General features: G+C 72.1%; 25 protein-coding genes, 1 tRNA gene and 1 pseudogene. 22 read left to right on the plus strand and 5 right to left on the minus strand.

The annotated features are described in order from the left end of the window. Positions 1 to 463: 463 nt before the first annotated feature. Both ACIQVZ_RS09435 and ACIQVZ_RS09440 read right to left on the minus strand, forming a co-directional pair. On the minus strand, positions 464 to 1150 hold the full coding sequence (locus ACIQVZ_RS09435) for an HAD family hydrolase (protein ID WP_402448427.1): 687 nt from the start codon (positions 1148 to 1150) through the stop codon (positions 464 to 466). Continuing rightward, positions 1147 to 1995, minus strand: coding sequence for a GntR family transcriptional regulator (locus tag ACIQVZ_RS09440; RefSeq protein ID WP_402448430.1), 849 nt, complete (start codon positions 1993 to 1995; stop codon positions 1147 to 1149). The genes ACIQVZ_RS09435 and ACIQVZ_RS09440 overlap by 4 nt, the downstream gene beginning before the upstream one ends. A gap of 496 nt (positions 1996 to 2491) precedes the next feature. On the opposite strand from ACIQVZ_RS09440, the gene ACIQVZ_RS09445 reads away from it, so the two are divergent. The 16 genes from ACIQVZ_RS09445 (at position 2492) to ACIQVZ_RS09520 (ending at position 13367) form a co-directional block, all read left to right on the plus strand. After that, positions 2492 to 2785, plus strand: a complete 294-nt coding sequence (locus ACIQVZ_RS09445) for a hypothetical protein (RefSeq protein ID WP_402448431.1) — start codon at positions 2492 to 2494, stop codon at positions 2783 to 2785. 5 nt (positions 2786 to 2790) lie between these two features. Then, entirely contained in the window at positions 2791 to 4383 is a 1593-nt protein-coding gene (locus ACIQVZ_RS09450) for a DUF2637 domain-containing protein (RefSeq protein ID WP_402448741.1), read from the plus strand. A 20-nt stretch (positions 4384 to 4403) separates the two neighbouring features. Then, positions 4404 to 4790: an ATPase gene (locus ACIQVZ_RS09455; protein ID WP_402448434.1), complete on the plus strand. Its 387-nt coding sequence runs from the start codon at positions 4404 to 4406 to the stop codon at positions 4788 to 4790. An 11-nt stretch (positions 4791 to 4801) separates the two neighbouring features. Then, positions 4802 to 4975, plus strand: coding sequence for a hypothetical protein (locus ACIQVZ_RS09460; RefSeq protein ID WP_402448436.1), 174 nt, complete (start codon positions 4802 to 4804; stop codon positions 4973 to 4975). A gap of 152 nt (positions 4976 to 5127) precedes the next feature. Then, a complete protein-coding gene (locus ACIQVZ_RS09465) occupies positions 5128 to 5850 on the plus strand; it encodes a hypothetical protein (RefSeq protein WP_402448439.1) in 723 nt (240 codons plus the stop codon). A 16-nt stretch (positions 5851 to 5866) separates the two neighbouring features. After that, positions 5867 to 6301 (plus strand): hypothetical protein, encoded by a 435-nt coding sequence (locus ACIQVZ_RS09470; protein ID WP_402448442.1) that lies wholly within the window; start codon positions 5867 to 5869, stop codon positions 6299 to 6301. After that, positions 6301 to 6993, plus strand: a complete 693-nt coding sequence (locus ACIQVZ_RS09475; protein ID WP_402448444.1) for a hypothetical protein — start codon at positions 6301 to 6303, stop codon at positions 6991 to 6993. Before ACIQVZ_RS09470 ends, ACIQVZ_RS09475 begins: the two co-directional genes overlap by 1 nt. A 197-nt stretch (positions 6994 to 7190) precedes the next feature. After that, positions 7191 to 7559, plus strand: coding sequence for a hypothetical protein (locus ACIQVZ_RS09480; protein WP_402448446.1), 369 nt, complete (start codon positions 7191 to 7193; stop codon positions 7557 to 7559). 205 nt (positions 7560 to 7764) lie between these two features. Further along, positions 7765 to 7947, plus strand: coding sequence for a hypothetical protein (locus ACIQVZ_RS09485; protein ID WP_402448448.1), 183 nt, complete (start codon positions 7765 to 7767; stop codon positions 7945 to 7947). Between the two features lie 10 nt (positions 7948 to 7957). Beyond that, positions 7958 to 8272: a hypothetical protein gene (locus tag ACIQVZ_RS09490; RefSeq protein ID WP_402448450.1), complete on the plus strand. Its 315-nt coding sequence runs from the start codon at positions 7958 to 7960 to the stop codon at positions 8270 to 8272. A gap of 113 nt (positions 8273 to 8385) precedes the next feature. Next, positions 8386 to 8745 (plus strand): hypothetical protein, encoded by a 360-nt coding sequence (locus tag ACIQVZ_RS09495; protein WP_402448453.1) that lies wholly within the window; start codon positions 8386 to 8388, stop codon positions 8743 to 8745. 110 nt (positions 8746 to 8855) lie between these two features. Further along, positions 8856 to 9143 (plus strand): hypothetical protein, encoded by a 288-nt coding sequence (locus ACIQVZ_RS09500; RefSeq protein ID WP_402448454.1) that lies wholly within the window; start codon positions 8856 to 8858, stop codon positions 9141 to 9143. Then, entirely contained in the window at positions 9140 to 9466 is a 327-nt protein-coding gene (locus ACIQVZ_RS09505; protein ID WP_402448456.1) for a hypothetical protein, read from the plus strand. The genes ACIQVZ_RS09500 and ACIQVZ_RS09505 overlap by 4 nt, the downstream gene beginning before the upstream one ends. A gap of 86 nt (positions 9467 to 9552) precedes the next feature. Continuing rightward, positions 9553 to 11526, plus strand: a complete 1974-nt coding sequence (locus ACIQVZ_RS09510; protein ID WP_402448458.1) for a DUF3987 domain-containing protein — start codon at positions 9553 to 9555, stop codon at positions 11524 to 11526. 255 nt (positions 11527 to 11781) lie between these two features. Next, on the plus strand, positions 11782 to 11967 hold the full coding sequence (locus tag ACIQVZ_RS09515) for a helix-turn-helix transcriptional regulator (protein ID WP_402448460.1): 186 nt from the start codon (positions 11782 to 11784) through the stop codon (positions 11965 to 11967). After that, the gene (locus ACIQVZ_RS09520) at positions 11967 to 13367 is read left to right on the plus strand and encodes a tyrosine-type recombinase/integrase (protein WP_402448461.1); all 1401 of its coding nucleotides are present in this window, start codon (positions 11967 to 11969) and stop codon (positions 13365 to 13367) included. The genes ACIQVZ_RS09515 and ACIQVZ_RS09520 overlap by 1 nt, the downstream gene beginning before the upstream one ends. A gap of 165 nt (positions 13368 to 13532) precedes the next feature. On the opposite strand, the gene ACIQVZ_RS09525 is transcribed toward ACIQVZ_RS09520, so the two are convergent. Then, a tRNA-Tyr gene (locus ACIQVZ_RS09525) sits at positions 13533 to 13613 on the minus strand. A 216-nt stretch (positions 13614 to 13829) separates the two neighbouring features. Here ACIQVZ_RS09525 and ACIQVZ_RS09530 point away from each other — a divergent pair. Next, positions 13830 to 14318 carry a YajQ family cyclic di-GMP-binding protein gene (locus tag ACIQVZ_RS09530; protein ID WP_063348915.1) on the plus strand — a complete coding sequence of 163 codons (489 nt, stop codon included), beginning with the start codon at positions 13830 to 13832 and terminating at the stop codon, positions 14316 to 14318. A gap of 78 nt (positions 14319 to 14396) precedes the next feature. Here ACIQVZ_RS09530 and ACIQVZ_RS09535 read toward each other — a convergent pair whose 3' ends face one another. Next, the gene (locus ACIQVZ_RS09535) at positions 14397 to 14888 is read right to left on the minus strand and encodes a hypothetical protein (RefSeq protein WP_350877018.1); all 492 of its coding nucleotides are present in this window, start codon (positions 14886 to 14888) and stop codon (positions 14397 to 14399) included. Between the two features lie 42 nt (positions 14889 to 14930). Further along, positions 14931 to 15584, minus strand: coding sequence for a helix-turn-helix domain-containing protein (locus tag ACIQVZ_RS09540; protein ID WP_350877016.1), 654 nt, complete (start codon positions 15582 to 15584; stop codon positions 14931 to 14933). A 138-nt stretch (positions 15585 to 15722) separates the two neighbouring features. Here ACIQVZ_RS09540 and ACIQVZ_RS09545 point away from each other — a divergent pair, with 138 nt between their 5' ends. The 5 genes and pseudogenes from ACIQVZ_RS09545 to mug all read left to right on the plus strand — a co-directional run bounded on the left by ACIQVZ_RS09545 (position 15723) and on the right by mug (position 20781). Next, entirely contained in the window at positions 15723 to 17174 is a 1452-nt protein-coding gene (locus ACIQVZ_RS09545) for an MFS transporter (protein ID WP_402448464.1), read from the plus strand. 398 nt (positions 17175 to 17572) lie between these two features. Then, positions 17573 to 17845: pseudogene (locus ACIQVZ_RS09550) on the plus strand (amino acid permease); the annotation flags it as partial. Positions 17846 to 17982: 137 nt separating this feature from the next. Further along, a complete protein-coding gene (locus ACIQVZ_RS09555; RefSeq protein WP_402448465.1) occupies positions 17983 to 19101 on the plus strand; it encodes an aminopeptidase P family protein in 1119 nt (372 codons plus the stop codon). 118 nt (positions 19102 to 19219) lie between these two features. Further along, a complete protein-coding gene (locus ACIQVZ_RS09560; protein WP_402448467.1) occupies positions 19220 to 20242 on the plus strand; it encodes a phosphatase PAP2 family protein in 1023 nt (340 codons plus the stop codon). Then, entirely contained in the window at positions 20215 to 20781 is a 567-nt protein-coding gene (gene mug / locus ACIQVZ_RS09565; RefSeq protein WP_402448470.1) for a G/U mismatch-specific DNA glycosylase, read from the plus strand. The genes ACIQVZ_RS09560 and mug overlap by 28 nt, the downstream gene beginning before the upstream one ends. Positions 20782 to 20876: the final 95 nt, after the last annotated feature.

Genomic DNA, 20876 nt, shown 5'->3' on the forward strand with positions numbered 1-20876 from the left:
ACGTCCCCACTCCTGCCCGTACACATGCCCAGATACGAGCCCGCAGCGACTCCTCAGAGCAACACCAAAGAGATGTGTTGATTATCTGCAAGCCCTTAGCACGATGGCCCAGCCGCTCCAACGGCCAGGCCATCGCCAGTGCGACTGTAGAGCCACACCGTAGGTACAGAGGGTCCGTCTCGGAACCCCTGGTGTTAGCGCACCAGGCGAGGCGGGCCCTCTTCCATGCATTCGATGATGCTCACGCACCTCAATGCACTAAGTCTCTAATGACGATACCAGGATGTCTTCTTCATGGTAGGCATTGTCTTGTCACAGCGAGTGGCTCCCGGAAGCGCATCGCCTGTCCCGACTATTCCGATGACCAGTCTTGATGCTGCTGGAGCGAGTCAACGGCTGGTCGTCGCGTATGTCGAACCACAGGCATACGCGGAGCTTCGCCAGCTGTCCCGGTAGTTGCAGGTCAGGCGAGGGCATCTGAGACGAGTTGCATCGAGTCCACAACCACCACAGCGCCGGCGGTGGCCAGCTTGGCGTCCTTCCCCGGCTTGTTGGCGTAGCCGATCGTCGGGACTCCGGCGGCCTTCCCGGCCTCGACATCACGGGCCGCGTCGCCGATGAAAATGCAGTGCTCCGGTCTGGTGCCCGCGGCTTCCATCGCTTCGAGCAGGAGGCGCGGGTTCGGCTTCATGGACGAGGGGTCGCCCGGGGCGCGCCCGAAGACGCCGGTCACATAGTCGCTGAGGCCGTGCTCGGCGAGGTAGGCCTCGATGGCCGCGCCCGCGTTGTTGCTGACCACGGAGACCAGCCGACCAGAGCGGACGGCAGCACGCAGGAGAGATTCTCCGCCCGGGGTCGGGCGGGCGACTCGGACGGCTTCAGTCTCCAACGCGACCAGCGCCGCATCCGTGCTCGCCGTGAGATCGGGCCGGGCGTCCGCGACCAGCCGGAACAGGGCGAGCGGATCGTTCTCCTCGGCCGCCCCGGCCGGGGCCTGCTCGCCGCCGGCGAGCAGGCCCTCGCGGAGTCGCCGCGCGACCTCCGACGCAGGAAGGCCGGCGAAGACCGAGCAGACCGGGCCGTCGAAGTCGAGGAGCACGTGCTTCACCGGCCGCAGCACGTCGGCGAGTTGCTGAGGGGTGGCGATCATGGCTGCCGCTCGTAGGCGATCGTGCTCCACACGCTGTCGAACCACATCTGGGCCTGCTGGACGTACTGCGATCCGAGCGAGGCGTCGTCCGGGCCGGCGGCGTGGTGGAAGAGTGTGGTGTCCTTGCCGGTGACGTCGTAGAAGGTGTGGGCGGTGTCGTCGATCGCCACGGTGCGCTCGCGGAGCGGGTAGAAGCCGAAGAACGCCTCCGACCTGTTCAGGATGTACAGCTTGAACAAGCTGGACGCCCGGTGGACCTTAACCTGGACGCTCGCCTTCTGGACGAGGCCCAGCTCGGCCAGCATCTCCACCGAGTGAGCGATGCCGCCGGCGTTCGTCAGGGCGATGTTGCGGGCGCGCTGCCGAAGGGTGGCCTCGTCCTGGAGCCCGTCGACCAGGACCGGCACGGCCATCGGCGCCGTGGTGTCCGGCAGTAGCAGGCGGACCGTGATGGACTCCGGCGCCAGCCGGCCGGAGCGGACCTTGTCGAGCGGCTCCTGGAGCGCGTTGTGCAGCGTCTCGCTGGAGAACCCGGCGAAGTCGAGGGTCACCTGCTGCTGCTCAAAGGCCGCCTCCAGGTGCGGCCGCAGCCCGACCGGTCGAGAGGTGCGCTCCCGCACGAAGGAGCCGCTGCCCTGCCGGGTCACGATCAGCCCCTCGCTGCGGAGCAGGTCGAGCGCCTTGTCCACCGTGCCACGCGCCACGCCGAAGTGCTTCGCCAGCTCGGGGCCGGAGGGCAGCTTGTCGCCGGTCTCGAAGCCTGGCTTCTTCGTGAGGATCGAGGCCCGCAGAGAGCTGCCGACCTGCTGATACGGGGGGCGCGAGTCATCCGGGTCTAGGGCCATCTCCCCATGCTAGGGCAGGTGCCCAAGAGGGGCGAGAAACCCAACTCTCTTGACCTGCCTAAGCAGGTTGTCTATGTTGTGGGTGTCGCACCAAGTGAGACAGGGGCGACACAGAGGGGCCTTCTTTGGGCTGCTCTGAGCTGCACAAACGCACCCGTGAATGGACGGCGCCCGCCGTACCCGGGGTGAAGGGGCCCGGGATAGATCGGGCCGAGGCAACCGGCGCCTTGGCAGTCCGGATGGCTAGAGACCGAAAGGTCAACGCCGTCCATGCCTGGGAGCACATCCCGAAAGGACGGCCCGTCGGGTCCTGCTCTGCCGGATCCGACCTGTGAACGAGTGACTTTGGCCCGGCCCTTCCGCTCGCGGTTGGGCCGTGGCCATGGCTACTCGTGCGCCACGAGTAGCTGGGCCCACATGAGTTGGGCTGGCGCGCGTTCCTTGGCCGGAGCGCGCCAGCCCCAGGCCCGCCCTCTACCAGAGACGAGGCAGACCCATGAAGTCGATTGTTGCAGGGCAGATGGCCCTGACGCCGGACGAGTTCGCCGAGTTGGCGCTCGGTCTCGCTGCGGACTCGGAGTTCACCCGACTGTTCACCGGGGTGCCCGGTGAGTCGGCGCTGGAGTGCCGGGCCCGGATGGACGCCGCGGCCGACGTCCTGGCGGACCTGCGCCGGGAGGGCCCGGAGCTGGCCGCCTACGCCGAGCGGCTGCTGAGCATGGCGCCGGTGCCGCTGCGGCGACCGGTCGTCATCCGCCGCACCGCCAGCGTCGAGCGGGTGGCCGCGTGACCACCATGGCCGCGCTGACGGCCGTTTCAACCCCGACCGCTGCGGCTTCAACCGCGCGGCCCGCCGCTTCAACCGTACGGGCCGAGGCCTCGGACAAGCTGATGCTGGGTGTGGCGATCCTCGCCGCGGTCGGCGGCGCGGCCCTCGCCGGGATCGGCTTCTCTGGCTCCTACAGCGCGCTGAAGGACCTCGGCTTCAGGCACAGCTTCGGGAACTTCAGCTACCTCTTCCCGGTCGGTGTGGACGCCGGGATCGTGGCCCTGCTGGCCATGGACCTGCACCTGATCCGCAAGGGCGCCCCGGCGCCGTGGCTGCGGCTGCTGGCCCACACCTTCACCGCCGCGACGATCTATTTCAACGCCGCCTCGGCCGGGTCGCTGACGGCTAATCCGACCGGCACCGGGATGCACGCCGTGATCCCGGTGATGTTCGTGGCGGTCGTGGAAGCCGGGCGGCGTCTGGTCATCCGGATCACCCGGATCGAGGCCGGCCACGGCCGCGACGGCGTGCCGCTGCACCGCTGGATCCTCGCCCCCTGGCCGTCCTTCCGCATGTTCCGGCGGATGCGCCTGTACGGCATCGACTCCTACGGCCGGGCGGTCGAGCTCGAGCGCGAGCGCCTGGTCTACCGGGTGATGCTGGAGCGCGACCACGGCGGCGATTGGCGCAAGGCGCCCGCCGACCTGCGGCTTCCCCTCACGATGGAGCGGTTCGGGCTGGGCGTGGACGAGGCCCTGGCCCTGCCCGCGCAGGCCGAGGAGAGCGCCCGGCTGCGGGACGAGCGCACGGCCGCTTTCGAGGCCGAGGTCACCGCCCAGGCCGAGGCTCGCGCCGCTGAGCTGGAGATCTCCAAGCTCCGCACGGCCGGCCGGGTGGAGGCCGCCGGGTACGAGGTCGGCGCCGAGACCGCCACCGCCAAGGCCCACGCCCACGCCCGAACCGTGGCCGCCGGCCGCGAGGCCGAGGTCGCCGAACGGCTCGACCAGGCCGAGGAGGAACTGGCCGCCGCCACAGCCGAGCAGGACGCCGCCGACGCCCGCCGCCGCGCCGCTGAAACCTACCGCACCGCCGCTGAAACCGAGCACACTGCCGCTGAAACGCGCCGCCGTGCCGCTGAAACCGAGCGCGATGCGGCCGCCGTCGAGCGCGCCCGGGCCGAGGCCGAGCAGGCCGCCCAGACGGCCCGTCTGAGCGCGGCTGAAACGGCCAAGCGCGCTGCTGAAACCGAAGAGGGCGCCGCTGAAGCGGGCCGCCGCACGGCTGAAGCCGGGCGCGACGCTGCCGCCGCCAAGCGCGCTCAGGCCGACACCGAAGAGGCCACCGCGGCGGCCCGGCTGCGTGCCGCTGAAGCCCGGAACCGCGCGGCTGAAGTCGAGCTGCGTGCGGTTGAAGCGGAGGACGAGGCAGGGCTGACTCCCGCCGCCCGCGCCACCCGCCGCGTCGCCCGGATGATCCTCACCGACGGCAAGGGCGACCCGGAGGCCGTCAGCCTCAAGGCCATCGCGGAAGCCCTCGGCGTGTCCATCGCCACCGCCTCCGGGCGCCGCACCGAAGCCGCCGAGCTGATCGCCTCCGGCTACACCCCCCACGCCGCCTGACCTGCGAAGGGACGGCCACCATGGCCATCACCGAGATCAACGTCCTCTCGTTCGGCTACCTGCACGACACCCCGCCGGCTGCGGACATCACCCTCGACCTGCGCCGCCACTTCCGCGACCCGCACGTCGACCCCGCCCTGCGCCACCAGAGCGCCCACGACATGCCCGTCCGCCAGGCCGTCATGGCCACCCCGGGCATCCGGGACCTGATCGTCAGCGCCGCGCTGCTGGCCGACGCCTACGACGCCGGGCCGACCACAGCGCCGCTGACCATCGCGGTCGGCTGCGTGGGCGGACGCCACCGCGCCCCCACCGTCGCCATGACCCTCGCCCAGCGCCTCGCCAAGACCGGCATCACTGTCCACCTGGGCCACCGCGACCTGGCCAAGCCCGTCATCGACCGCTGAAGGAGCCCGCGATGCCGCTCTTCCGCCGCAACCAGCAGCCGCAGTCCGGCCAGCAGCGCCGGGCCGACGCCAATCGCCGCGCCGACCGCGACGGCCGGCGCGAGATCGACTCCCACCGCACCAGCCAGAGCATCACCGCCTGGCACCGCGCCCCGGCCCCCCGCGCCTGGTGGCGCTCCTCCTGACCCGCCTCGGGCCCGGCTCCGGCCGGGCCCCCTCTTGACCGAGGAGTACAGACCATGATCGACATGCTGTGCTGGGCATTCTGGCTCGGTGACTTCGCCCTGGCCTGCTGGGCCACCCGCCTGCTCGCCCGCCGGAACCGGGGGTGGCGTCGATGACCGTCCCCCCGCCCCCAAACCAGCCGCCCACCGCCGCCATGCCCGAGCCCGTTGTCGAGTGGTGGCGCAAGAGCTGGCCGCCCGTCCCCGCCCAGCGCGCCCCCGAGCCCATCGACCTCACGAAGGCCGGCGCCGACGCCGGTACTGACGACGCGGTCCAGGACGACGACCAGGTTGTCGAGGAAGAGGCCGCCGCCGGCGACGACCAGGAGCAGTACGACCTGCGGACCGTGGCCGAGAGCCTGCGCCTGCTGATCAGCCAGACGCCCGAGGAGCAGGCCGAACTCGCCCGCAGGCGCCACGAGGACACGTACCGGGAACAGGGGGAAACCGCCGAGGAGCGCGAGGACCGCCACCGCGCCGAGCAGCTCGTCCGGGAGCGTCGGGCCTCCGTGCTGTGGCGTCAGCCCCAGTCCGAGCGTGCCCGCCGGTTCCGCCGCTGGTGCATCCTCACCACCACCTCCGCCGTGCTCGGCTACCAGACGGGGGCCGTCCAACTGGCCGCCCACGTACCCCTGACCGTCGCCGCGCTCGCCGCGGCCGGCGCCTGGCTCATCGACCTGCGCATGCGCGGGTGGGGCCACGTCCGGGTCTCCGAGGTCCGCGGCTTCCCCGGCCTCACCATCTTGGTCCTCGTGCGGGTGCCGTTCGCCTCCGCCCTGGTCGGCGCCCTCGGCCTGGCCCCCCTGATCACCCTCCTCTCCACCACCCACCACTGACCGTCAGGAGATCGACATGGACACCCAGCTGCTCGGCTCGTTCGGCTCCGGCGGCCTCTGCCTCGCCATCGCCGTGTGGATCATCCTCGGCAGCCGCAAGGCCGACAAACAGGGCAAGCTCGCCAAGAAGCACAAGGACGAGCACACCGCCTGGCTGATGATCGTCTTCGGGATCTTCGCCGCCGGGGCCGGGCAGGCCTTCAGCGCGCCGGGCACCGTCGGCGAGGCCCTGACCCGCGCCTTCACCTCGCAGAACGCCGCGTTCGGCAACGTCGGCGCCGGCGCGGTCGCCGCGATCCTCACCATCGTGCTGTTCGGCACCAAGCCCGGCCCGTGGAAGGACTCGGCACTCGGCGCCACCGTGCCGTCCGTCTACGCCGCCGCCGGCGGGATCTGGGCCCTGCCCCTCACCGTGATCGGCTCCGTCCTCAAGAGCCTGGTCGGCGCCTGATGAAGCCCCACCAGTACCTCACAGGTGTGTCGGTCACCGCGCTCGGCCTGGGCAACCGTCTGATCATCCGCGCCCTCAAGCCCCACGTGAAGATCACCCGGCAGCAGGTCGGGGGATCCATCGGTCTCGGCCTGTTCTTCTCCCCCGTCCTGGCCCGGCCCATCGCCCGGTACGCGCCGACCACGTTCACCGTCGTGCTCGTCCTGTGGGTGGTCGTGGCCGTCGCGGTCGGCAACACCAAGGCCGCCACCAAACTGGCTGAGGCCGACAAAGAGGCCCGAGAGAAGGCGGCCAAGGAGAAGGCCGCCAAGAATGAAGCCAAGGCCGACGGCCGGAAGGAGGTCTCCCCCGAGACCGAGCAGGACGAGGCCGACGACCAGGATGACGACCTCCAGGACGCCCCCGCCGATGCCGACCTCTACGCCCTCGTCCGGCACGTCGCCGCGCAGTCCGACCAGGGCACCGCCGCGCACCTCCCGGACCTCCTGGCCGAGGGCCAACAGCGGGGCATGTTCGAGGGCTGGGAGCAGACCGACCTGAAGGCCCACCTCGCCGCCCTCGGAGCCCCCCTCGTGGAGGGCAAGAAGCTCACTTTCGGCGGGCGCCAGCGCAACCGCCAGGCGGTGCTGTTGGAGGGCCTGCCCGAGAGCGACCCGGGCACCGTCCCGGTGGTCGTCCAGAAGGCCGCCTGACCCCTCTCCCCCGGCCCCTCCAGACGCCCTTCCCTGGGGGACGGTAGGACGGTAGGAACCGCAGGTCAGCGCACGCCTACCGCCCGCCCTACCGAGCCCCTACCTACCGCCCTACCTCCTGCAGATCTGACCCTCCATCACCCCCAGAAGCCCCCGTTCGGCCCACAGCCCAACTGGCGCTCTGCCATGCTCGGCGGATGCCGTACGAGTACTGGTGCGGGGCCTGCCGCACCGTCAGCGAGCACTCCAGCAAGGCTGAGGCCGAGGCCGAGCGCCACACCCACATCGCCACCGTGCACCACGGCCGGCGCCCCGACCGCGAGCGCCTCCAGGCCCTCCCGCCAGTACCCGGACCGCCCATCCCGGCCAGCCCGCTCCACCAGTTCGGCATGTCCCAGGGGCTCGCCCTCGTCGCCGTCGTCCTCGCCGTGCTCGTCGCCTGGGCCCTCTATCTGGACCCGCCCGCCTCCCCACATCCCCCGCCGCCCTCCCTGCCCACCCCCCAGCCGTGGGCGTCCCTATTCGCCAGCACCGACCCCACCACCCCAGCCCACCCCGGACCCTGACCAACCCCCTCCACCTCCTACGCCGAAGCAGCGGCCGGGCACTGCCCGGCCGCCGCCCCTTTTTCGCCCACGCCCACCGCCCTCGGCAGTCGGTGTGAAGGCCGCCTGGCACGCTCCCCTATCCCTTCCCGCCGCCCTCGGCGGCTCGGACGGACGAAGCGCCGTGAACATCGCCGGCGCGTCCCCACCACACCCGAACGGACCCATGAACCAGCCCCTCGACGGCCCCGGCCTGCCCAGCACCAGCCACTACGAACTCGCCCAGGTCTACGTGACGTTCGGCTCTCTCCCGCCCGCCGACCACGCACGTCAGCTCGCCCTGCTCGCCATCGCCGACGCCATCCGCGCCCTCCCCGACCAGCTCAAGCCCACCACGCCCAACGCCTGAAAGGCGCTCCATGGACGACGACTTCGACCCGTACGACTACACCGACCCGCCGACCCGCGAGGAGGAGAAGGCGCACGAGATCGCCCTCGACCTCGCCGACGAACAGCGCCGCGCAGAGGAGGAGCAGGCCAACCCTCTGCCCGGCCACACCGAGACGTGCGAGGGCTGCCACGGCACCGGCGGCGGCTACGAGGACGAGGCCTGGGACGACGAGGCCCAGGACTACGTCCCCATCGACTACGAGAACTGCCCCGAGTGCGGCGGCTGCGGCTACTACGACTGCGACGGCACCTGCGAGTTCGCCCAGGACCCCGACGAGGCCTGACCGGCCTGCACCAACCGCCGTGCCGCCCGGACCACCGCCGCAGCCAGCGGCCGAGGCCCGGACGGCGCGGGGGACCGGACAGACCGATCCCACCGATCGCCCCGGAGGGCCGCATGCCCGAGATCACCTTCAAGCGCACCGACCACGAGACCTACGAGGTCACGCACGACGGCGCCAGCTACCTCCTGACCAAGCACCCCGGCCGCCCCTACGACACCGGCCGCCCCGGCCGGATGGCCTGGCACCTGCACCCCTGGCCGATCGCCGGCCTGCTGGAGCCCGCCATCGCCACCCTCGGCACCCGCCTCGACCACGCCCAGCACCTCACCCTGCTCGTCCTGGAGGGCTGGACCTGGCACCTCGGCACCCCGTCCACGCCCGACGGGGAGATCTGGCGCCACACCGACGGCACCACCCGCCCCCTGAACGACCTCCTCACCGGCGCCCACCGCACCGGCCCCGCCGAGGACTGACCTCACCGTCCACGCAGCACGAAGCCCCGCAGCAACCGTCGACCTTGCCGGGTGACAGCGGTTGCTGCGGGGCAGTTCCGATCCCCTTTCAGAGATCAGAGGACTCCAGCATGCCCGGAAACACCACCGCCCCGCAGCCCCGCTGCGAAGCCGCCCACCTCGGCGACGCCAGCCCCTGCCAGGGCCTGCGCGACGCCGTGACCGTCCTCGACCGCCACGGTGACGCCGCCAAGGCCTGCGTCCACCACGGCACCCGCCTGTACGCCAGCCTCATCGACCCGCGCGTCCACCCCGGCAGCGTCCCCGACGCCGCCATTGAGGTCTACTACCGCGCCCAGACCACGTCCGCGTTCGCCTGGCTCGACCACCACCAGCTCCCCGGCGAGGACGAGTCGTGAGCCGGACCCCGCCCCTCGGCGACCAGCGCGGACTGTGGCAGGCCGTCATGGCCGCCGCCTCCGGCCGCTGCCAGTGCCGTGGCACCTGCGGCAAGTCCCACGCCAAGGACGGCGGGCGCTGCCCCGCCGCCCACGGCGCCGGCCCCGTGTACCTGCTCGCCGCCCCCGCCGAGCCGGACCACCTGCTCCTCCCGGCGCACAAGGCCGCCGCCCTGCCCAAGCAGGCGCTGGCCGCCTGGTGCCCGGCCTGCCACGACGCCACCCGCCGCACCGCCAACAAGGCCCGCCAGGCCGCCGAGCCGGATCGCCTGTTCGACCTCTGACCTCCCCTTCCATCGGGCGGTCCGCGCCCGATGGTCTCCCCCGGGATCGGACCGCCCCACCCCGCTCCGCACGAAAGGAGCCCCCGTTGAGCCAGCACGCGGCCGTCATCCCCTTCCGGCCCGAACCCGCCGAGGTCAAAGCCGCCGAACAGGCCGTCATCGGCGCCGCCCTGCTCGACCCCGCCCAGATCCCGGCGCTGGCCGCCCAGCTCGGCGACCCCAGCGCCTTCTACCACCCCGCACACGAGACGATCTGGCGCGCCATCATCCGCATGGCCGACGGCGAGCGACCGGTCGACCCGGTGCTGCTGGCCGGTGTCCTGCGCGCCCAAGGCGACCTGGTCCGCATCGGCGGGCCCGGCTACCTGCACACCTGCATCGAGGCCACGCCCACCGCCGCGAACGGCGGCTACTACGCAGAAATCGTGCGCGTGGCCGCCGAGCGGCGCCGCATCAACACCGCCACCAGCCGCCTCGCCCACATGGCCGGCGACGACCAGGCCGACCTCGACGCCGTCCGCACGGCCGCGCTAGCCGCCCTCGCGGACCTGGCCTCCGGCGAGACCTGGCTCGACCCCGTCCCGCTCGGATCGCACGGCACGCTGCCCACGTTCCCTGTCCGCGCCCTGCCCGGCTGGGTGGGCGCGTACGTGGAGGCGGTGGCGGAGTTCACCCAGACCCCGGCCGACATGGCCGCCACCATGTCCCTGGCCGCTCTGTCCACCGCCGCCGGCGGCCGGGTGAACGCGGAGATCCGGCCCGGCTGGCGCGAGCAGTCCAACCTCTACCTGGTGTGCGCGATGCCGCCCGCCAGCCGCAAGTCCGACGTCTTCGCGTTCATGACCGGTCCCATCTACCGGATCGAGGACGAACTGCGCGCCGAGGCCAAGTGCCGGATCATCGAGGCCGAGACCGCCAAGGAGACCGCGCTCGCTGAGGTCGATGCGCTCATGGCCAAGGCCCGCAAGAACCCCGACCTCGACCGCGCCCACCTGGTGGCCGAGATCTCCGGCGCCCGGATGCTCGCTGACGAGATCGTCGTGCCGCCGAGCCCGCGGCTGACTCTGTCCGGGGACATCACCCCCGAGACCGTCACCCACCAACTCGGCGTCCACCGCTGCCTGGCCGCGCTCTCGCCCGAGGGCGACCTCTTCGACAGCATCGTCGGCCGTTACAGCAGCAAGCCCAACCTCGGGGTCTTCCTCCAGGCCCACAAGGGCGAGCGGCTCCAGGCCGACCGGATCACCCGCGAGCAGCCCACCGTCGACAAGCCTGCGCTCACCATCGGGGTCACCCCGCAGCCCGCCGTCCTCCAAGAGCTCGGCGCCGCCCCCGGCGCCCGCGACCGCGGCCTGCTCGCCCGCTTCCTCTACTCCCTCCCGCCCTCCAACCTCGGATACCGCAAGATCCGCACCACGCCCATCCCCGAGCCGGTCGCGACCGCCTACGACGTCCGCCTCTCCGCGCTCCTGCGGGCCCTCACCTCCTTGGAGGAACCGGTCACCGTGAGGATGACCGAGGCCGCCGACCTCGCCGTCGAGAAGCTCCAGGAGAAGTTCGAAGTCCAGCTCCGCCCGGACGAGCCGCTCGCCCACATCAAGGACTGGGCCGGCAAACTCGTCGGCCACATCGCCCGCATCGCGACCCTGCTCCACCTCGGCGACCACGTCAGCGGCGACTGGCGTGCGCCCGTCGAGGCCGCCACCGTCGACCGCGCCGCCGAGATCGCCGAGTACTACACCGCCCACACCCTCGCCGTCTTCGACCTCATCGCAGCCGACCCCGCCACCGAGGACGCTCACGCCCTCCTCCAGTGGCTCCAGCGGCCGAAGAAGGACGGCACCCACCGGACCCACATCAAGGCCCACGACGCCGTGGCGTCGTCCCGGCGGTTCAAGAAAGTCGCCGACGTCGAGCCCGCGCTCGCTCTCCTCGAACAGCACGGCTGGCTTCGCACCGGCCAGCTCCCTGCCAGCGGCCAGCGCGGCCGGCCTCAGGCCGTCACCTACCGTGTCCACCCGGTCCTGAGCGCCCCTGCAGACACGAACCCGGCCACGTAACCGTCAGGAACGTCAGGACAAAGCCCTGACGTGGCGATACGCCGCCGGACGAGCAGTCAGGGCATGTCAGGGCTGTCAGGAGATCTCGGCTATCCCTGACAGCCCTGACAACTCCTGACGTCCGACCGGGGCCCGTATCAGCAGGTCAGCGAGTTCCCCTGACATACCTGACGCCTTCCGCTCTCCGCCACCACCCGCGAGAGGGCTCGTAACACCCCGCAGCCATCCTCCGCACCCACAGCAGGAGACTTCGCCATGCCCAAGCGCGAACTGCTCAAGCTCCCCGTCGTGCTCGCCGAACTCGGCATGTCCCGTGCCGCCTTCTATCGGATGCGCGCCCGGGGCAGGGGCCCGCGCCTCATCAAGCTCCCCAACGGTCAGGTCCGGATCGACCGGGCCGACCTGGACACGTGGATCGACTCCTGCCAGGTGGCCGCCTGATGCCCACCTCCTACAAGGTCACGTTCTGGGACCACCGCCACCGTCCTGACCGCCGCAAGCCGTGGATGGTCCGGTGGACGGTGAACAGCCGGGAGTTCTCCGAGTCCTACCTCACCAAGACCCAGGCGGACGGCCGAAAAGCCGAACTGCTCGTCGCGGCGGCCTCTCACCAGCCCTTCGACACAGAGACGGGCCTCCCGCTCGCGGAGCTTCGCAAGCGCCAGGAGGAGCAGAACTCCGTCACCTGGTACCAGCACGGACGGAACTACGTCGAGGCCCGATGGGACGGTGCCCCGGCCAAGACCCGGACGACGTGGGCCGACGCCCTGGCCAGCGTGACGTTCGAGCTGGTCAACAGCAAGACCGGGATGCCGGACAAGCTGCTCGTGCGGCGCGCGCTGTACGGCTGGGCCTTCAACGTGAACCGCTGGGCCGACGAGCCGCCGGCCGATGTCGCCAAGTCCTTGGCCTGGGTGGCGCGGAACTCCGTGGACGTGTCCGAGCTGGCGGACCCGAAGATGGTCCGCCGCCTACTCGCCGCCCTCTCGGTGAAGTTGGACGGCACCAAGGCCGCTGCCTCGACCACGCTCCGGAAGCGCCGGATCCTGAACCACATCCTGGGCCGCGCCGTCGAGGACGGCCTGCTGGCCGCCAACCCGCTGCCGTCGGTGCAGTGGCAGCCTCCCCGAACCGAGGAGGAGGTCGATCCGGAATACGTCATGAGCCCGGAGCAGGCGGCCGCGATGCTGGAGGCGGTCGGTCAGCAGGGGCGGCGCGGGCCGCGGCTGGTGGCGTTCTTCGGGTGCATGTACTACGCGGGCATGCGCCCGGGCGAGGTGGTCCACCTGCGCAAGGACCGGTGCGTTCTGCCGGCAGAGGGCTGGGGGAAACTCAACCTCAACGGCAACAGCCCACGCGTCGGGTCGTCCTGGACTGACAGTGGGGCGTCCCACGACCCGCGGGGCCTGAAGCACCGGTCGGAGTCGGCCACCCGGCCGGTCCCGATCCCGCCCGAGCTGGTGCAGCTGCTGCGGGAGCACATCGAGCAGTACGGCACCGCTCCGGACGGCCGCCTGTTCCGGACCTTCCGGAACGGCATGGTGCAGGAGAGCGGGTACGGCGTCGTCTGGGCCGCAGGGCGGGCCGAGGTGTTCAGCGAGGAGGAACGGGCCACCCCGCTCGCCAAGCGCCCGTACGACGCCCGGCACGCCGGCATCTCGCTCTGGCTGGCCTCCGGCGTGCCGGTGGCCGAGTGCGCCCGGCGGGCGGGGCACAGCATCGCCGTCCTGCTCCGGGTCTACGCCAAGTGCATCCACGGTGACGAGGACCACGCCAACCGGCTCATCACCGAGCGGCTCCAGCTGCGGGCAACGCCGCCGCCGACGGCCGAAGACTCCTGATCCTGGTCCGCCCCTGGTCCGGAACCGCTGGTCAGGACTGGGATTCGGGCGAAACGAGGTGAGACAAACCACGCAAAACGACCATCCGGCATAACCGGTGTTCGATCACAACGAAACAGCCCCTGATCTGCGTTTCCGCAGATCAGGGGCTGTCTCCATATCCTGTGGCTGGTGCAGGGTTCGAACCTGCGTAGCTTGCGCGGCAGATTTACAGTCTGCTCCCTTTGGCCGCTCGGGCAACCAGCCAGGATCTCGTCCCCCGGGGCGTTCGCCCCGTTCGACTTCGTAAACAATACCTGATGCCGGGGGGTGCTCCGCCACTCGATAGGTCACGTGATGATCAAGGGCCACGGCGTGGCTGTCGGGGGCGGGGGCGGGGTGGCGCTGGATAGGCTGGGGAGGCGGACGCCCGGTGGGGCAGGCCGTGCCAGTGAAGCCAGAACATCAAGGAGACCAACACCCATGGCCGACTCCAGTTTCGACATCGTCTCGAAGGTCGAGTGGCAGGAGGTCGACAACGCGATCAACCAGACCTCCCGTGAGATCGCCACCCGTTTCGACTTCAAGGGCGTCGGCGGCGAGATCAGCCGCTCCGGCGAGAAGATCGAGATGAAGGCCAACGGCGAGGAGCGCGTGAAGGCCATCCTGGACGTCCTACAGGGCAAGTTCATCAAGCGCGGACTGTCGCTCAAGGCCCTGGACGCCGGCGAGCCGCAGCTGTCCGGCAAGGAGTACAAGATCTTCGCGGACATCAAGGAGGGCATCTCCACGGAGGATGCCAAGAAGGTCGCGAAGATCATCCGCGACGAGGGCCCGAAGGGCGTCAAGGCGCAGGTCCAGGGCGACGAGCTGCGGGTCAGCTCGAAGAGCCGCGACGACCTGCAGACCGTACAGGCACTGCTCAAGGGCAAGGACCTGGACTTCGCGATCCAGTACGTGAACTACCGCTGACCCTGCGGGGGCTGTGCGGCAGGGCCCCGTTCCCGGGAGTTCGAGCTCCGGGGGGCGGGGCCTTTCGCGTGGGTGGGGTCAGTCGGCGGCGGCCCAGCCGCTGGTGCCGCGGTGGGCGGACAGGCCGACGGACTCGAACTCGTCCACCCGGCCGGCCTCGGTGCGGGCGCCGATCCGCCGCAGGGCGCGGGAGATCGGGGAGCCCTCGGGCGGGAAGGGTTCGAACTCGCCCTTGGTGAGCGGGCCGAGGACGATCCGGCCGTTCTCCCAGACGGCGGCGCGCTGGGTGCCGCTGCCGCCGAAGTACTCGGCCTCGACGCAGGCGATCGGGCCGGCCTTGGACCAGGCGGCCAGCCGGAGTTCGAAGCCGCCCGGGTGCCAGCCGAAGCCGGCCGCCTCGGCGGGCTTCGTCGAGCCGCCGTCGGTCTGGAGGGCGGAGAGCACCGCGGGGGTGACCGGTATCAGGGCCAGACCCTGTGCCAGTGGCACCACCCGGGCCGTCGAGGTTTCCGCCGCGGCCACCGCCAACAGCTCGAATGTTCCTATCAGGGCCTGGAGTTCATAGGACATGCCGGTCATCGTGTCCCACCGCACCGACAGTCGGCGCGGAGTTTATGATTCCGTGCCCGGCTGGAGTCCGTAGAGCAGGGTCAAGACCGTCACGTCCACCGCGTCCTCGGCCGTGCTGGGCGCTTCCCCGTTCAGCTCGTCGATGACTGCGGCGAGTTGGGTCCGCAGCCGGATCAGCCGGTCCGGGCTGAGCCGCAGCGTCGAGTGCGCGAACAGTCCGGGCGGCCCGACCGATCCGTCCCGGGGCGAGCTGAAGTCCAGCCGCCCGCCGAGGACATGGGCCCGGAAGTCGCCGCGGACCCGGTCGATGGCGGCCAGGATGGCGTCGTACGCCTCGGAGCGGCCCGGGGAGTCGGCGGTGAACATCTCCGGGGCGAGCCGGATCGACTCCTGGGCGGCGGCGTAGCGGCTCTCGACGATGCCGGAGACCAGCCGGGTGCCGGCCACGATGACCAGCCCGGCCTTCTCCAACTGCTTGATGTGGCGGTAGAGCTTGGTCTGCGGTTCGCCGAGCGCGGCGGCGATCTCCTTGGCGGTGAGCGGGCGCTCCTCGCCGGACTTCAGGGCGCCGAGGATGGCCAGCCGCAACGGGTCGGCCAGTGCCTTGAGCACGGCGACGTCGGCCACCTGGCGTTCCTTGACCCAGGTGGTGGGTTGCTCGCCGCCGTCGGCGGGTTCCAGATCGTGCTCGGCCACGGGCACCACCTTGGCAGATCGGCCGCGCCGCACGCAATCACGCTCCGGTGAGCGCTCACCCTTGCGCAATCAATCACGCTTCCGACATCATTCACGACAACGTGAATGATGTCGGAAGCGCGAACGGCGGGGTGGGCCATGGCGGGGAGCAGAACGGCGGCTGACGAGTCGAGGACGGCGGAGGAGGCGACAGCGGAGGAGGCGGCGGAATCCACGCCGCTCGTTCCGCTGCGACGGAACCTGCGCTTCCAGGCCCTCTGGGCCGGCCAGGCCGCCGCGACGCTCGGCATGCGGGTCGGCGACACCGCCTTCCCCCTGCTGGTCCTCGCGCTCACCGGTTCCTCCACCGCCGCCGGGGCCTTCGGGGCCGTGCAGATGGTCGCGACCCTGCTGCTCGGCGTCCACGGCGGCGTGGTCGCCGACCGCCTCGACCGCCGCCGGGTGCTGATCGCCTCCGACGCCGCCCGGCTGGTCGTCACGGCGACCGTCCCGCTGGCCATGGCCTTCGACCGGCTGACCCTGGCCCACCTGCTGATCGTCGCCGCCGCCGTCGGGGCGACCATCGCGTACAGCGGCCCGATCCGGCTGCTGGCGCTGCGCTCGGTGGTGGCGCCGGAGCAGCTGCCGCAGGCGCTCGCCCAGGACGAGGCCCGGATGACCGGGGCCGCGCTGGCCGGTCCGCCGCTGGCCGGCTTCCTGTACGGGCTCGGCAGCGCGGTGCCGTTCCTCGGCACCGCGCTCGCCTCCCTGCTCGCGCTGGTCGCCGCGCTCGTGGTGCGCTTCCCCGGCCGCCCCGCCGACGCGCAGCCGGACCGCGAAACCGCCACCCCACCGAACCGCCCCACCGACACACAGCCGGACCGCGAGACCGCCACCCCACCGAACCGCCCCACCGACGCGCAGCCGAGCGGCGAAACCGACGCCCGCCCGGACCGCGAACCGGGCGGCGCGAAGCCGGCCCCCGAGTCCGGCGGCGCCCTGGCCGGGTTCCGCCTGCTCGCCGCCTCCCCCCTGCTGCGCTCCGCCCTGGCCGTCCTGCTGGTGGTCAACCTCGCCGGGACGGCCCTGATGCTGCCGGTGATGGTGCTGCTGCGGAACGGGGGCACGGGCAGCGCCGGGATCGGCCTGGCGCTGGCCGGCGAGGCGGTGGGGGCGCTGGCCGGAACGGTCCTGGTGTCCCGGCTGCACCGGTTGGCCGGGCCGGGCGTCCTGCTGCTGGTGGTGGCCTGGACCGCCGTGCCGGTGACGCTGGCGCCGCTGCTGCCGGGCGGGGTGGCCACCGTGTTCGCCGCGCTGTTCGTGGTGGGGATCGGCGTTCCGGCCCTGCGGGTGATGCTGGACCTGCTGGTGTTCCGGCAGGTGCCGGACGAGCTCCGGGGCCGGGTGATCGCGGCGACCATGACGCTGCTGACCGCGGGCATGCCGGCCGGGACGCTCGGCAGCGGCCTGCTGCTGGACCACCTCTCCCCCGCCGTCGCGCTGGCCTCGATCGGCATCCTGCTCGCGGCCGCCCTGCTGCCCGCGACCGTGAGCCGTACGCTGCGCCGCGCCGCCTGGCCAGCCGCGCAGGATCCGGCGGCCCGCCCCTGACAGTCGCTCACCCGCGCGGGTGCACGCCGCATGCGGCGGCCTCGGCAACCGGGTGAACTGGCCGGGTACGGTCCGCCCCGGGGTCCTTCCCGGGGCGGCGTCCGCGCCCGGGGCGCCTCGCGCCCGGACGCCGCGCAGCCGACCGGGGCCGTACCGGAGGAGGACAGATGGGTTCCACGGACGCGCCCTCGCCCGGCCGGGGCGGCTCCGGCGAGGCCGCCGCCCCCGACGGTCCCAGCAGGTCCGGTGACCCGAGCAGCCCCGGTGACCAGAGCGACCCCGGTGACCAGAGCGACCCCGGCGGCCGGGGACGCCCCGGCGGCCCGAGGAGCCCCGACGGCCCGACCACCCGCGAGCGGACCGGCTCGGTGGCCGCCCGGGTGGTCACCGCACCCCGGATGTCCTGGCTGACGCTCGCCCTGATGACCACGAGTTCGGTGGCCAGCCTGCGCTCCGCCCCGACCATGGCCGTCTACGGCCTGGCCTGCGTCTTCCTCTACCTCGTCCCGGCGCTGGTGTTCCTGCTGCCGACCGCGCTGGTCTCCGCCGAGCTGGCGTCCGGCTGGGAGGGCGGCGTCTACCGCTGGGTGTCGGAGGGCCTGTCGAAGCCGCTGGGCTTCCTCGCCGTCTGGTGCCAGTTCGCGATGACGATCTTCTACTACCCGTCGCTGGCGGTGCGGGCCGAGGCGATCGTGCTCTCGGTGTACTGCCCGGGCCGGCTCGCCGGGATCCAGGACGAGATCGACGACCTCAACGTGCAGGACACCGTCCGCAAGTAGCCCACCCGGCCTTCGAGGAGGACCCGACCGTGCCTCGACCCTTCACCACCGAGGACTACACCGCCCGGACGGCCCGGGCCACCGCCGAGGCGACCGCCGCCGGGCTGTCCGGTCTGGTCGTCGCCCCCGGCCCCGACCTGGTCTACCTGTGCGGCTACCAGCCCACCGCGGTCACCGAGCGGCTCACCGCCCTGGTGCTCACCGCCGGACGCCAACCCACGCTGATCGTCCCCGAATTGGAGCGCCCGGACGCCGAGAGGGCGGTCGGCGCCCCGGCCCTGCGGCTGCTCGACTGGACCGACGGCGAGGACCCGTACGCCACCGTCCGCCCGCTGCTCGACCCGGCCGGCCGGTACGGCATCTCCGACAACGCCTGGGCGATGCACCTGCTCGGCCTCCAGGCCGCGCTGCCCGGCACCGGCTTCACCTCGCTCACCGAGACCCTGCCGATGCTGCGCGCGGTCAAGGGCACCGAGGAGTTGGAGCGGCTGGCCGCGGCCGGCGGCGCCGCGGACGCCGCCTACCGGGGCATCCTGGAGGTCGAGTTCGCCGGCCGCCGGGAGACCGACGTCGCCGCCGACCTCGGCGCACTGCTCATCAAGTACGGGCACAGCCAGGTCGACTTCACCGTGGTCGGCTCCGGCCCGAACGGCGCCGACCCGCACCACGAGGCCGGCGACCGGGTGATCCGGCCCGGCGACACCGTGGTGCTGGACTTCGGCGGGCTCAAGGACGGCTACGGCTCCGACACCACCCGCACCGTGCACGTCGGCACCGAGGTGCCGGCGGAGGTCCGGAAGGTGCACGACGCGGTCCGGCTCGCCCAGCAGGCCGCGTTCGAGGCGGTCCGACCCGGGGTCAGCTGCCAGGAGATCGACCGGATCGCCCGCCGGGTGATCACCGAGGCCGGCTTCGGCGAGTACTTCATCCACCGCACCGGGCACGGCATCGGCCTCACCACGCACGAACCGCCGTACCTGGTCGAGGGCGAGGAACGGCCGCTGGTGCCCGGCATGTGCTTCTCCATCGAGCCCGGCGTCTACCTGCCCGGCCGCTTCGGGGTGCGGATCGAGGACATCGTCACCGTCACCCCCACCGGTGGGCGCCGGCTCAACAACACTCCGCACGAGCTGGGCTTCGTCTCATGACGGGGCCGTCACCCCGCTGCTCCGCCGTCAGAACGGCGGCCCGACTATGCGGTTTTCTTACGAGGCGGTCATGGTTCACCCAGAGTCCTCCAAGTTTGCGTTGGTAGTTTCGGTGAGCATGACGAAGCTGCTCAGCCCGGCCCCGCCCAACCCGGCGCGGGCCGGGCGACTGCGACCCGTGACCGCCCGCCCCCGCCGTACCGGTCTGTCGAGACTCCGGCTGCTGGCCTGGCCGGTCTACCTGACCGCGCTCGTCTGGTACCTGCGCACCCAGGGCATGGCCTTCGCCAACGACGTGGTGTTCCTGTGGCTGATCGGCGCCCTGCTGACGGCGGCCGTGCACAGCGGGCACGGCCGCCGCGGCTTCCTGCTGGTGCTGCGCGACTGGGTGCCGGTGATGGCCGCGGTCTGGACGTACTCCCTGCTGCGCGGCTACGGCGCGCACACCCCGTGGGCCCCGCACTGGCTGCCGCAACTGCGCGCCGACGAGGTGCTCGGCTTCGGCGAGACCTGGACCGTCCGGCTCCAGCACGCGCTGTGGACGCCCGGCTCGCCGCACTGGTACGACTACGCGGCGGCCCTCGTCTACCTCTCGCACTTCTTCCTGGTCTTCGCCCTGCTCGCGGTGCTCTGGCGGCGCCGGCACGACCGGTTCCGGCAACTGCTCGCCTGCTACCTGCTGCTCACCTTCGCCGGCTTCGCCACGTACCTGCTCTACCCGGCCGACCCGCCGTGGCTGGTCGCCCAGGAGGGCCACCTGCCGGGGCTCGTCCGGGTCGTGTGGGACGTGATCTCCACCAGCGGGGTGCCGCAGGCCAACTCGCTGGTCGAGAACGGCAGCCAGTTCGCCAACGACGTCGCCGCGATGCCCTCGCTGCACTCCGCCTACCCGGCGATGCTGCTGTTCTTCTTCTGGCCGACGGCCCGCCCCTGGCTGCGGGCGCTGCTGGTCGCCTACCCGCTCGCGATGGCGTTCACCCTGGTGTACGGCGCCGAGCACTTCATCGTGGACATCTTCGCGGGCTGGGCGTACGCGGCACTGGTGGTGTTCGGCCTGCGCTGGCTGCGGAACCGGCGTACCCGGCTCATCAGGGAGCGGGCAGACTTGGCCGAGTGCCGAACCAGCCCCTCCCTCCCGTGAAGCCCACCGCCGAACAGCTCCAGGCGGCCAAGAACACCACCATCCCCGACGTGACCGGGCCCGGACTGCGGGTGCTGTTCTGCGGCATCAACCCGGGCCTGTGGTCCGGCGCCACCGGGCACCACTTCGCCCGCCCCGGCAACCGCTTCTGGCCCGCCCTGCACCGCTCCGGCTTCACCGCGCGCCAGTTCCGCCCGGACGAGCAGGGCGAACTGCCCGCGCTCGGCCTGGGCATCACCAACGTCACCCCGCGCACCACCGCCAAGGCCGACGAGCTGACCGCCGAGGAACTGCGCGAGGGCGGCGCCGCGCTCACCGAACGCGTGCTGCGGCTGCGCCCGCGCGTCCTGGCCGTGCTCGGCATCGGCGCCTACCGGACGGCCTTCGGGCAGCGGCGGGCCGCGATCGGCCGCCAGCCGGAGGGCATCGGCGACACCGCGGTGTGGGTGCTGCCCAACCCGAGCGGGCTCAACGCGCACTACACGCTGGACGCGCTGGCCGCCGAGTTCCGCCGGCTCCGGGACGCGCTGGACGGCTGAGGGCTGGGGGCTGAGGGCTGACGGCTGACGGCTGAGGGCTGACCGGCTGACGGCCGCCGGAGCCGGACAGGCGGCCCGCCAGGTGGCCCGCCGGA

The organism is Kitasatospora sp. NPDC098663 (assembly GCF_044760075.1).
Classification (GTDB): domain Bacteria; phylum Actinomycetota; class Actinomycetes; order Streptomycetales; family Streptomycetaceae; genus Kitasatospora.

Excerpts from the sequence above, each read along its gene's own strand:
- ACIQVZ_RS09530 (WP_063348915.1), top strand. The coding sequence starts at position 13,830 with ATGGCCGACTCCAGTTTCGACATCGTCTCGAAGGTCGAGTGGCAGGAG.
- ACIQVZ_RS09500 (WP_402448454.1), top strand. The coding sequence starts at position 8,856 with ATGCCCGGAAACACCACCGCCCCGCAGCCCCGCTGCGAAGCCGCCCAC.
- ACIQVZ_RS09445 (WP_402448431.1), top strand. The coding sequence starts at position 2,492 with ATGAAGTCGATTGTTGCAGGGCAGATGGCCCTGACGCCGGACGAGTTC.
- ACIQVZ_RS09440 (WP_402448430.1), bottom strand. The coding sequence starts at position 1,995 with ATGGCCCTAGACCCGGATGACTCGCGCCCCCCGTATCAGCAGGTCGGC.
- ACIQVZ_RS09460 (WP_402448436.1), top strand. The coding sequence starts at position 4,802 with ATGCCGCTCTTCCGCCGCAACCAGCAGCCGCAGTCCGGCCAGCAGCGC.
- ACIQVZ_RS09495 (WP_402448453.1), top strand. The coding sequence starts at position 8,386 with ATGCCCGAGATCACCTTCAAGCGCACCGACCACGAGACCTACGAGGTC.
- ACIQVZ_RS09450 (WP_402448741.1), top strand. The coding sequence starts at position 2,791 with ATGGCCGCGCTGACGGCCGTTTCAACCCCGACCGCTGCGGCTTCAACC.
- ACIQVZ_RS09465 (WP_402448439.1), top strand. The coding sequence starts at position 5,128 with ATGACCGTCCCCCCGCCCCCAAACCAGCCGCCCACCGCCGCCATGCCC.
- ACIQVZ_RS09485 (WP_402448448.1), top strand. The coding sequence starts at position 7,765 with ATGAACCAGCCCCTCGACGGCCCCGGCCTGCCCAGCACCAGCCACTAC.
- ACIQVZ_RS09515 (WP_402448460.1), top strand. The coding sequence starts at position 11,782 with ATGCCCAAGCGCGAACTGCTCAAGCTCCCCGTCGTGCTCGCCGAACTC.
- ACIQVZ_RS09490 (WP_402448450.1), top strand. The coding sequence starts at position 7,958 with ATGGACGACGACTTCGACCCGTACGACTACACCGACCCGCCGACCCGC.
- ACIQVZ_RS09470 (WP_402448442.1), top strand. The coding sequence starts at position 5,867 with ATGGACACCCAGCTGCTCGGCTCGTTCGGCTCCGGCGGCCTCTGCCTC.
- ACIQVZ_RS09520 (WP_402448461.1), top strand. The coding sequence starts at position 11,967 with ATGCCCACCTCCTACAAGGTCACGTTCTGGGACCACCGCCACCGTCCT.
- ACIQVZ_RS09480 (WP_402448446.1), top strand. The coding sequence starts at position 7,191 with ATGCCGTACGAGTACTGGTGCGGGGCCTGCCGCACCGTCAGCGAGCAC.
- ACIQVZ_RS09455 (WP_402448434.1), top strand. The coding sequence starts at position 4,404 with ATGGCCATCACCGAGATCAACGTCCTCTCGTTCGGCTACCTGCACGAC.
- ACIQVZ_RS09545 (WP_402448464.1), top strand. The coding sequence starts at position 15,723 with ATGGCGGGGAGCAGAACGGCGGCTGACGAGTCGAGGACGGCGGAGGAG.
- ACIQVZ_RS09475 (WP_402448444.1), top strand. The coding sequence starts at position 6,301 with ATGAAGCCCCACCAGTACCTCACAGGTGTGTCGGTCACCGCGCTCGGC.
- ACIQVZ_RS09535 (WP_350877018.1), bottom strand. The coding sequence starts at position 14,888 with ATGTCCTATGAACTCCAGGCCCTGATAGGAACATTCGAGCTGTTGGCG.
- ACIQVZ_RS09435 (WP_402448427.1), bottom strand. The coding sequence starts at position 1,150 with ATGATCGCCACCCCTCAGCAACTCGCCGACGTGCTGCGGCCGGTGAAG.
- ACIQVZ_RS09560 (WP_402448467.1), top strand. The coding sequence starts at position 19,220 with ATGACGAAGCTGCTCAGCCCGGCCCCGCCCAACCCGGCGCGGGCCGGG.